The organism is Sphingomonas sp. ASV193, from assembly GCF_040203355.1.
In the GTDB taxonomy this organism is placed as follows: Bacteria; Pseudomonadota; Alphaproteobacteria; order Sphingomonadales; family Sphingomonadaceae; genus Sphingomicrobium.
Genome location: NZ_JBEHBW010000003.1, coordinates 17,546 through 26,987, shown reverse-complemented (window position 1 = coordinate 26,987; position 9,442 = coordinate 17,546). Strand labels below are relative to the sequence as shown.

Sequence of the window (9,442 nt, the reverse complement as noted above, 5' to 3'; positions counted from 1 at the left end):
GAGTGACACGATGGCCGATATCCCCGCCCGCACCGAACTTAAGGTCACCACCGGCCCGATCCGTGGTTCGCGCAAGATCCACGTCGGCACGCCCAATTTTCCCGATATGCGCGTCGCAATGCGCGCGATCGACCTCGAGCCCTCGTCCGGCGAGCCCCCGCTCAACGTCTACGACACGTCGGGCCCCTACACCGACCCGGACGCGCGCATCGACATCATGGCCGGCCTCCCCGAGCTCCGCCGCGACTGGATCCGCGCCCGCGGCGACGTCGAGGAAGTCGCCGCCCGCGAAGTCCGCCCCGAGGACAACGGACTCCGCCCCGACCGCCGGAGCGGAGCGGCAGCGTCACGCGACCACAAGGACTCCGGCGTGCAGGTCTTCCCCAACGTCCGCCGCCGCGTCCTCCGCGCGCGTGCCGGCCACAACGTCAGCCAGATGCAATACGCGAGGCGCGGGATCATCACGCCGGAAATGGAATATGTCGCGACCCGCGAGAACATCGGGCGCGAGATGCTCAAGGACCACGTGCGCGACGGCGAATCCTTCGGCGCCGCCATCCCCGACCACGTCACCCCCGAATTCGTCCGCGACGAGGTCGCCCGCGGCCGCGCGATCATCCCCAACAACATCAACCACCCCGAAAGCGAGCCGATGGCGATCGGCCGCAACTTCCTCGTCAAGATCAACGCCAACATCGGCAACAGCGCGGTCGCCAGCGACGTCGCCGCCGAAGTCGACAAGATGGTCTGGTCGATCCGCTGGGGCGCCGACACGGTGATGGACCTTTCGACCGGGCGCAACATCCACGACACGCGCGAATGGATCATCCGCAACTCGCCCGTCCCGATCGGCACCGTCCCCATCTACCAGGCGCTCGAAAAGGTCGGCGGCATCGCCGAGGACCTGACGTGGGAAGTCTTCCGCGACACCCTCATCGAACAGGCCGAACAGGGCGTCGACTATTTCACCATCCACGCCGGCGTCCGCCTTCCCTACGTGCCGCTCACCGCCAGGCGCGTCACCGGAATCGTCAGCCGCGGCGGCTCGATCATGGCCAAGTGGTGCCTCGCCCACCATCGCGAGAGCTTCCTCTACGAACGCTTCGACGAGATCACCGAGATCATGAAGGCCTACGACATCGCCTACAGCCTCGGCGACGGCCTTCGCCCCGGTAGCATCGCCGACGCCAACGACGAGGCCCAGTTCGCCGAGCTCTACACGCTCGGCGAGCTGACCAGGCGCGCGTGGGACCAGGACGTCCAGGTGATGATCGAGGGCCCCGGCCACGTGCCGATGCACAAGATCAAGGAGAATATGGACAAGCAGCTCGAGGCTTGCGGCGAGGCCCCCTTCTACACGCTCGGGCCGCTGACCACCGACATCGCGCCCGGCTACGACCATATCACCAGCGGCATCGGCGCCGCGATGATCGGCTGGTACGGCACCGCGATGCTCTGTTACGTGACGCCCAAGGAGCACCTCGGCCTCCCCGATCGCGACGACGTCAAGGTCGGCGTGGTGACGTATAAATTGGCGGCCCACGCGGCCGACCTCGCCAAGGGCCACCCCGCGGCCAAGCTGCGCGACGACGCGCTGAGCCGGGCGCGGTTCGAGTTCCGCTGGCGCGACCAGTTCAACCTGTCGCTCGATCCCGACACGGCGGAGCAGTACCACGACCAGACCCTGCCCGCCGAAGGCGCGAAGACCGCGCACTTCTGCTCGATGTGCGGGCCGAAGTTTTGCTCGATGAAGATTACGGCGGAGGTGCGGGAGTTTGCGCGGTTGCAGCAGGAGGGGTTGGTCAACTCGTCGGGCGCGGCGGAGGCGGGGATGCAGGAGATGAGCGAGCGGTATCGTGAGGGGGGGAGTGAGCTTTATGTTGGGGCTGGGGGAAGGGAGCACGATTGATCCGTCGCCTGTTTGGCAAGCGGACTGCCGCGCTTTCACCAAAGGGTGATCCGTGGGCGGTCGAACTGCTCCGATCCGACTGGCGTTGCGGCTCATGCAATGAGCGGCATCGCGGCTTAATGGATCTGGCGGCCACCTCGCCTGACCCTTGGCCGCACGCTGCAAAATACGAACCGAACGCCGCGCTTCGCCGCGATGGCGACTTCCTTTCCGAGGATTTCTGCGTTCTCGAAGGGAAGTATTTTTTCATCCGCAGCGTTCTTTACATTCCGATCCACGGGTTGAATCGGTCGTGGGGCTTTGGCTGCTGGAACACGCTCAGCCGGACTAACTTTGATCGATATGTCGAAGGCTTCGACGCGGGCATATTCGAAGACGACGGTTGGTCCGGCTGGCTCTGCAACCACCTAAAGACCTTTTTCGAAGATGGCGAACCGCTTGCCGTCGACGTATTCCCACAAGCGCAGCGCCAGCGACCCAAGCTGGTCGTACAGGATGCGACTCATCCGCTAGGTGAAGCCCAGCGAGATGGCATTTCGGCAGAACTGCTTCTTGGCCTCTTTCGGGCATATGGGCATGGACCGATGGTCCAGTAAAATTAAGCTGGTGAGCGGAGCACGTAGAGCGACTCGGGAGTAAATCCCGCGTCGTCGGTCGTGTCGCGCTTCGCTTCGCTGGAGCGCGCACGCCGTCCGAGGCGCGGCCTCTCTTCGACGCAGCGTCGCGATTGCTGTCGCGATCGCTCCCCTGCGCTCGGGGCCGCTTTCGCTACTTCTTCATATTCTCCAGGCCGCGGACGACGCCTTCCTTGGTCGAGGGGTTCGAGGCGTTGTGCTTTTTCGGGGCTTCTTTCTTGGGCTTGCGGATCTCGCGGTTGGATTTCTGGCCCTTGCCCATGATGTGTTCCTAAAGCGGGCGGGATGCCCGGGCGGGGCCTAGCACGCGCCGCCGCATCGCCTTGCACGCTTTCGTGTCCGCGCCTTTCCTCGCGGGGCGTGGGCCCATCGGGCGGTTCGGGCCGTTGATCCCCCGCGCGGCCGTTCGCGTCGAGCCGACCGAAGGACCTGCCCCATGAACCGCCAGCTCACCGACCAGTGGACCCGCCTGTGGGTCGACAGCGCCCTGCTGATGGCCGACGCCGCCACCGTGATGACGCTTCGCACGCTGACCATGATGCACGGCGGCCGCGCCGCGACGCGCGAGGGCGAGCGGATGGTCGCCGAGAAGGTCGAGGCCGGGTTCGAACTGGCGGGCAGGCTCGTCAGCGGCCGGGTTCGCACGCCCGAGGCCGCCGCCCGCGCCGCGCTCACCGCCGCCGGCAAACGCGTCCGCGCCAACCGCAAGCGCCTCGCCTGATTTTTCGCTGTCCTACAGCCCCGCCCGTGTGAGACACTCGCGCCGGGCCATTCCCCCTTCGCGGCGATTCGTACGCGCGCGCGGCCGGCCTCCGGGGACGATTCAACCGCCGCCCCTCGCTTAAGGTCACGAAAATGTCCGGGGTGACGCTGGCTTTTGTGACCTTAACGACGGACCGCCGCCCCCACACACGCGGGGACGGCGGCATGTCCGGTTACGCTACGCGGATCGCTTAGGCCGGGGCGTAGCGGAAGCCGTAGTTCATCGCCGGCTTCGGGCCGGCCACCTTGGCGGCGGTCGCCTTGATGCTTTCGACCATCCGCGCCGGCAGGCCCGCGGTCGGCGGCACCGGGCGCGCCTCGCCCGCCTTCACCAGCCGGTCGCGCTGCTCGAAGAAGGTCGCCCGCTTCAGCCGCCTCTTGAGCGACAGGAACGGATTGTCCGGCGTCGGCCCGGCATAAGCCTGCTCGATCCGGTCGGCCTCGGCTTTCGCCGCCACCGGCTGCGCCCAGCTGAACGCCGATCGCTCGGCCACCACCGGCTCCTTCGCCGCAATCGGCGCGGTCACCGGCTCCCGCGCCACCGCCGGCGCGACATGCGGCTCGTCGGTGTAGGCGGGCTCGACGATCTCCTCGTCCCGGCGACGACGACGGCTCAGCGCATACGCCGCGCCGCCAAGCACGAGCAGCCCCGCCCCCGCCGCACCGGCGATCAGCGGCGTCTCGTCGCTCGTCGAAGCCGGCGCCTGCGCGACCGGGGCCGGCGCGGGCGTCGCCTCGACCGGGGGCGGCGTCATCGGCGCCACCGGCGCGGCGGGAGCTGCCGGAACCGAAGCCGCGGCAGGCTTGGTCGTCGCCGCCGGCGTAGCACGCGCGGGTTCCGGCCTGGCGACGCTCTTCGTCGCGACGCGCGACGGCGAGGTGGCCTTCGGCGCCGCCTTGGCGGTCGTCGCGGTCATTGCCGCGAGCGGGTCGGCGGTCGTCGTGTCGGCCACCGGGGCGGGCGTGTCCGCGACCGGTGCCGGCGTCGTCTGCGTCGTGTCCGGCGTCGCCGTGACCGGCTGCGCGGTGTCCGGCGTGACCTGCTGGGCAAGCGCCGGCGTGGAAGCAAAGGCGAGGGCGGCAAGAAGCGCGCCCCGGCCCGAGGTGAGCATATAACGATGGTTCGTCATACCCTAGGAACGTTCGGCCCCCCGCCCCCGGATCCGCTGTTTCCGGCGAGCCGAGCCGCCTCGGGGACGAGCCGAAGACGCAAAGAGAGACGTTAAATTGGCGGAAAAGAGGCGAAATCGCCTCAGCGCGCGGTGTAGCGGATGCCGTGAACGAACGCCCCGCCGAACCCGATCGAGACGATCGGTCGGAACCGTGTCGGCGCCGTCCCCGTCACGTCGATCGGCGCGGTTTCGCTCGCGTCGAGCATCCGGTAGCCCGACGGCGTATGGACGAACAGCACGGTGTGCGCGCCGAGCAGCCGATGGCGTCCGACGCTAAGCCAAAGCTGGTCCTGGTCGAATCCCGCGGCGCGAAGCACCTGCATCTCGACGATCGCGATGTCGTCGGAATCGCCAATCCCGCGACGAAGCGTATCCGACGCCTCGTTCCAGTAGCTGCTGACGGCGGCGGAATCGATGTTGGTCGTGAACCGCACCCGGGCGCGGACTTCGCGCATCGCCCCGGCGACCATCGCGTCCGGGGACAGCCCACGAAGCGGCATCGCCAGCGCCTCGATCGCCGGGTTGCCGAGCGGCTCGCGGCCGAGCCGGCCGATCCGCGCGTTATAGACGGTGACCCCCGCGCTGAGCGTCGCGGTGCCCAGCACGTCGGGTCCATGGCGGCCGGTAACGACGATCGGATCGGGAATCGAGGCAGCCGTTTCCGCATCGGCCGGCGCAGTCCCCGCGAACAGGGCCAGTGCAGGCAAGAAGATGGCGGCACATCTGAACGTCATCGCGGACCCCCGACGCCCAAGCTGCGCACGAGTTCCGGTTAAAGGAATCGGTTAACGTGATTTAATTAAAGGTAAATTCGCAACCGTGACTTCGGCGCAACGACTTGCCGTCGGCAATCGCCACCGTCGGCCGGTGTTATTTGCCCTTCAACGCCCGGACCGCCGCCAGCGACTTGGCGACATGGTCCTTCCAGTCGAGGTCGCTGTAAACCATTACGATCCGCCCGTCGGGCGCGATGACGTAGCTGGTGCGGTTGGTCATCGGGCGAACCATGCCGACCATCGGCATCGACACGTCGTAAGCCTTGATCGTGTTCGGCGTCGCGACCGCGACCGGGAAGGCGCTGCGGCATTCCTTGACCGAGAATTGCTTGAGCGTGCCGAGGTCGTCGGCGCTCATGCCGATGACGGTCGCGCCGAGCCGCTTGAACTCGGGCATTGCCTCGCTGAACGCGTGCGCCTCCATCGTGCAGCCCGAGGTGAACGCCTTGGGATAGAAATAGAGGACGACCGGCCCCTTCTTCAGCCGCTCGGCGAGGTGGATGCCGAACGGCTTGCCGCCGAGCGCGCCGACCGTGCGGAAATCCGGGGCCCTCGTTCCCACCGGCAGCGCGGCATCGGCGGGGACGGCGGCGAGCGCGAACAAGGTGGCGAGCAGCGGGGTCAGGGCACGGCGCATCGGGCGACTCCTTGAAAAAGTAATCCCAGCCTAGCGCGGCGTCAGTCGGGGATAAAGCCGCGCGCGGGATGGAGCCCGCGAAGCGTCCGGAAAAAGGCGAACCCCGGGGCCATGTCGGCGTCGTAATCGCCGGTCGGGACGATCGTCGGGCCGATCACCGCGCGCCGCCGCGGATAGTCGGGGCCGACGCAGACCATCGGCACGCCCGCCGCCTGCGCGATGCGATAGAAGCCGCTGCGCCAGCGGGTGCCGGGGCTGCGCGTGCCTTCGGGGGCGACGACGAGGATGAAATCGTCATGCGCGGCGAATTCGGCCGCCATCTGCCGGACGAGGTCGTTGCTGGCGCGCCGGTCGACGGGCACGCCGCCGAGCCCGCGCATGAAGCGCGCCATCGGCCAGCGGAACAGGCTGTGCTTGCCGATGAAATGGACGTCGCGCCCGAAGCTGTCGACCGCGCCGACGAAGACGAGGAAATCCCAGTTCGAGGTATGCGGTGCGCCGACCAGCACAAATTTGGGGAGCGAGGGCAGTCGCCCCTCGACCTTCCAGCCGGCGCCGCGAAACCAGCCGATCATCGCGCGGCGGACGAGCCTCGCGGCAAGGCTCAGCGGATGGGGAGGGCGGGATGCGATTTGAGGGCGGGCTATTTGAGGACGGCCGCCAGGATCCACACCGCCGACATCGCGATCACCGCCAGGAGGAGCGAGATGCCGAGGACGTAACGGACGATGTGCGGCTTCTCCGCCCCGCTCGCCTCGACCTCGTTGAGGTGAATTTCGTCGCCGTCGCGTTCCATCGTGGCCTCTCTTCCACCCGTGTCGGGTTGCCGACCATAAGCGCGCGCGCCGCGGCGTCAACGCGGCCCATCGGCGCGCTTTCTCAACGGTCCGCGGCGAGCCAGCCGGTGACGATATAGAGCGGGATCACCACCGGGCTGAGCAGCAGCGTCGCCGCGACGATGCCGAGGCGGATCCACAGCACGTCGACCCCGGTCCAGTCGGCGAGCCCGGCGGCGACGCCCATGACCTTGCCCTGGGTGCGGTTGAGGAGAAAACGTCCGTTCATTGTCCTGGTCTTTCGAGATGCGGTTGGATGAGGCTCAGCCGGGCGTCAGGCGATCGGCAGCGGGCCGACCGCGGCGGTGACGAACAGCATGGCGGTGAGGAAAGCGGCGGCGAAGGTCACCGCGGTGCGGCGGCTGTCGGTATAGATGGCGATCATGGTCATTCTCCCTTTTGGCCCCGAAGCGGGGTTGACGAGAGAAATGCAGAGGCCGTGCCAAACGGAAAAAGCCGTTTGTTTTCAATGGCGCGGGACAAGCGCCGCTCCCATCACGCAGAAAATCCCGCGTGAAGTTGGGAAATTACGCTAACCGCGGCGCGCGGTCGCGGGGACGCTCGGCTCGGGATCGTTCGACGCCGACCCGGTCGGACGGCACTGGGCGAGCAGCGAGGGATAGTCGAAATTGTTGTTGTTGCTGAGCGCGTCGACGGTGGCGGCGACGCACTCGCTCTTGCTGCTGTAGCGGGTGGGAAGCGTGGCGACATTGGTGCAGGCGGCCGACCCGTCGGTGCAGCCCATGATCGCAATGACGAAAAAACCGACGCCCATCGAAACTCTCCCGCTCGTCAAGAGCACTTGCCGGTTAAACGACAGGAAATTGTCTGTTGTTCCAAACGGTTCGTCGCATCCGTTGTCGATTGCGGGGGCGCGCCCTACCTTTAAGGCCGATGCGCGACGCCCCCCCGACATCCGAAGCGAGCCGCGGCAGTTTCGCCGTCCTGTGGCGTTTTCTGCCGATGCTGTGGCCGAAGGACGCGCCGGGGCTCCGGTTGCGCGTGGTGGTCGCGATGCTGCTGGTCCTCGCGGGCAAGGCGATCGGGCTGACCATGCCGTTCGCCTACAAGGGGCTGGTCGACGCGATGAGCGCGAAGAACCAGCCGATCGGCGTCGCGCTGATGCTGGTGGTCGCCTATGCGGTCACGCGCTTCGGCGGGACGCTGGCCGACAACCTGCGCAACGCGATCTTCGAAAAGGTCGGGCAGGACGCGGCGCGGCGGCTGGCGGCGCGGGTGTTCCGCCACGTCCACGCGCTGTCGCTTCGCTTCCATCTCGAACGGCGGACCGGCAGCCTCACCAAGATCGTCGAGCGCGGGACGAAGAGCATCGACACGATGCTCTATTTCATCCTGTTCAACATCGCCCCGACGGTGATCGAGCTGACCGCGATCTGCGTCATCTTCTACACCAAGTTCGGGCCCGGGCTGGTCGCGGCGACGCTGGCGATGGTGGTCGTCTACATCGTCTTCACCCGCAAGGTGACCGACTGGCGCAACGCGCTTCGCCGCGAGCTCAACGAGCATGACAACCAGGCGATCGGGCGCGCGGTCGACAGCCTGCTGAACTACGAGACGGTCAAATATTTCGGCGCCGAGGAGCGCGAGACCCAGCGCTACGACCATGCCATCGGCGCCTTCGCGCGAGCGAGCGTCAAGAACGAGGTGAGCCTGGCGTGGCTCAATATCGGCCAGGCGCTGATCACCAACGCGATGATGGCGGGCGCGATGGCGTTCACCGTGTGGGGCTGGTCGAAGGGGCGGTTCACGCCCGGCGACGTGGTGCTGGTCAACAGCCTGCTGATGCAGCTGTTCCGCCCGCTCGACATGCTCGGCTGGGTCTATCGCTCGATCAAGCAGGGGCTGATCGACATGGAGCAGATGTTCGCGCTGGTCGATACGCCCGCCGAGATCGTCGATGCGCCCGGCGCGCCGCCGCTCGCGGTCGGCGCGGGCCATGTCCGGTTCGAGGATGTCGTGTTCGGCTACGAGCCCGAGCGGGTGATTCTCAAGGGCATCGACCTCGACGTGCCGGCGGGGACCAGCCTCGCTGTGGTCGGGCCGTCGGGGGCGGGCAAGTCGACCCTCGCGCGGCTGCTCTACCGCTTCTACGATCCGCAGGGCGGGCGGATCAGCATCGACGGGCAGGACATCGCCGCGGTCCGGCAGGACAGCCTGCGCGCGGCGATCGGCATCGTCCCGCAGGACACGGTGCTGTTCAACGAAACGATCGGCTACAACATCGGCTATGGCCGCGAGGGCGCCGACCAGGCGGCGATCGAGGGGGCGGCGAAGGGCGCGTCGATCGACGGCTTCATCGCCGCGCTGCCCAGGGGATACGATTCGATGGTCGGCGAACGCGGGCTCAAGCTCAGCGGCGGCGAGAAGCAGCGCGTGGCGATCGCGCGCACCCTGCTCAAGGACCCGCCGATCCTGATCCTCGACGAGGCGACGTCGGCGCTCGATTCGCGCACCGAGGAGGCGATCCAGTCGACGCTTCACGCCGCGCAGCGCGGGCGCACCTCGATCATCATCGCCCACCGGCTGTCGACCATCGCCGGGGCCGACCAGATCGTCGTGCTCGACGCCGGGCGGGTGGCCGAGCGCGGCACCCACGCGCAATTGCTGGCGAAGGGCGGGCTTTATTCCGAGCTATGGGCGCGGCAGGCGGCCGAACGCGAAAGCGAGGAAGCCGCCGAGGCGGCCGAGTAGCGC

General features: G+C 67.6%; 12 protein-coding genes. 4 read left to right on the top strand and 8 right to left on the bottom strand.

The window, feature by feature from the left end; translation table 11 throughout:
• Window positions 1-10: 10 nt before the first annotated feature.
• Together thiC and ABDK56_RS06305 are read left to right on the top strand one after the other, a co-directional pair.
• The gene (gene thiC, locus ABDK56_RS06310; protein ID WP_349807328.1) at window positions 11-1,909 is read left to right on the top strand and encodes a phosphomethylpyrimidine synthase ThiC; all 1,899 of its coding nucleotides are present in this window, start codon (window positions 11-13) and stop codon (window positions 1,907-1,909) included.
• Window positions 1,906-2,505, top strand: a complete 600-nt coding sequence (locus ABDK56_RS06305) for a DUF2199 domain-containing protein (protein ID WP_349807327.1) — start codon at window positions 1,906-1,908, stop codon at window positions 2,503-2,505. Before thiC ends, ABDK56_RS06305 begins: the two co-directional genes overlap by 4 nt.
• A 172-nt stretch (window positions 2,506-2,677) precedes the next feature.
• Here the strand turns inward: ABDK56_RS06305 and ABDK56_RS06300 are convergent, their stop codons facing one another.
• Window positions 2,678-2,806, bottom strand: a complete 129-nt coding sequence (locus tag ABDK56_RS06300; RefSeq protein WP_349807326.1) for a hypothetical protein — start codon at window positions 2,804-2,806, stop codon at window positions 2,678-2,680.
• 174 nt (window positions 2,807-2,980) lie between these two features.
• On the opposite strand from ABDK56_RS06300, the gene ABDK56_RS06295 reads away from it, so the two are divergent.
• A complete protein-coding gene (locus tag ABDK56_RS06295; RefSeq protein WP_349807325.1) occupies window positions 2,981-3,265 on the top strand; it encodes a hypothetical protein in 285 nt (94 codons plus the stop codon).
• Window positions 3,266-3,497: 232 nt separating this feature from the next.
• Here the strand turns inward: ABDK56_RS06295 and ABDK56_RS06290 are convergent, their stop codons facing one another.
• The 7 genes from ABDK56_RS06290 to ABDK56_RS06260 form a co-directional block, all read right to left on the bottom strand.
• Window positions 3,498-4,436 (bottom strand): hypothetical protein, encoded by a 939-nt coding sequence (locus tag ABDK56_RS06290; RefSeq protein ID WP_349807324.1) that lies wholly within the window; start codon window positions 4,434-4,436, stop codon window positions 3,498-3,500.
• A gap of 122 nt (window positions 4,437-4,558) precedes the next feature.
• Window positions 4,559-5,212, bottom strand: a complete 654-nt coding sequence (locus tag ABDK56_RS06285) for a transglutaminase-like cysteine peptidase (RefSeq protein WP_349807322.1) — start codon at window positions 5,210-5,212, stop codon at window positions 4,559-4,561.
• Between the two features lie 136 nt (window positions 5,213-5,348).
• Window positions 5,349-5,891 carry a peroxiredoxin gene (locus ABDK56_RS06280; RefSeq protein WP_349807321.1) on the bottom strand — a complete coding sequence of 181 codons (543 nt, stop codon included), beginning with the start codon at window positions 5,889-5,891 and terminating at the stop codon, window positions 5,349-5,351.
• 41 nt (window positions 5,892-5,932) lie between these two features.
• Window positions 5,933-6,466, bottom strand: a complete 534-nt coding sequence (locus ABDK56_RS06275) for a lysophospholipid acyltransferase family protein (protein WP_349807320.1) — start codon at window positions 6,464-6,466, stop codon at window positions 5,933-5,935.
• 68 nt (window positions 6,467-6,534) lie between these two features.
• Window positions 6,535-6,687 (bottom strand): hypothetical protein, encoded by a 153-nt coding sequence (locus ABDK56_RS06270; protein ID WP_349807319.1) that lies wholly within the window; start codon window positions 6,685-6,687, stop codon window positions 6,535-6,537.
• An 83-nt stretch (window positions 6,688-6,770) separates the two neighbouring features.
• Window positions 6,771-6,956: a PspC domain-containing protein gene (locus ABDK56_RS06265; protein ID WP_349807318.1), complete on the bottom strand. Its 186-nt coding sequence runs from the start codon at window positions 6,954-6,956 to the stop codon at window positions 6,771-6,773.
• Window positions 6,957-7,259: 303 nt separating this feature from the next.
• Window positions 7,260-7,502 (bottom strand): hypothetical protein, encoded by a 243-nt coding sequence (locus ABDK56_RS06260; protein ID WP_349807317.1) that lies wholly within the window; start codon window positions 7,500-7,502, stop codon window positions 7,260-7,262.
• A 119-nt stretch (window positions 7,503-7,621) separates the two neighbouring features.
• On the opposite strand from ABDK56_RS06260, the gene ABDK56_RS06255 reads away from it, so the two are divergent.
• Window positions 7,622-9,439 (top strand): ABCB family ABC transporter ATP-binding protein/permease, encoded by a 1,818-nt coding sequence (locus tag ABDK56_RS06255; protein ID WP_349807316.1) that lies wholly within the window; start codon window positions 7,622-7,624, stop codon window positions 9,437-9,439.
• Window positions 9,440-9,442 lie beyond the last annotated feature (3 nt).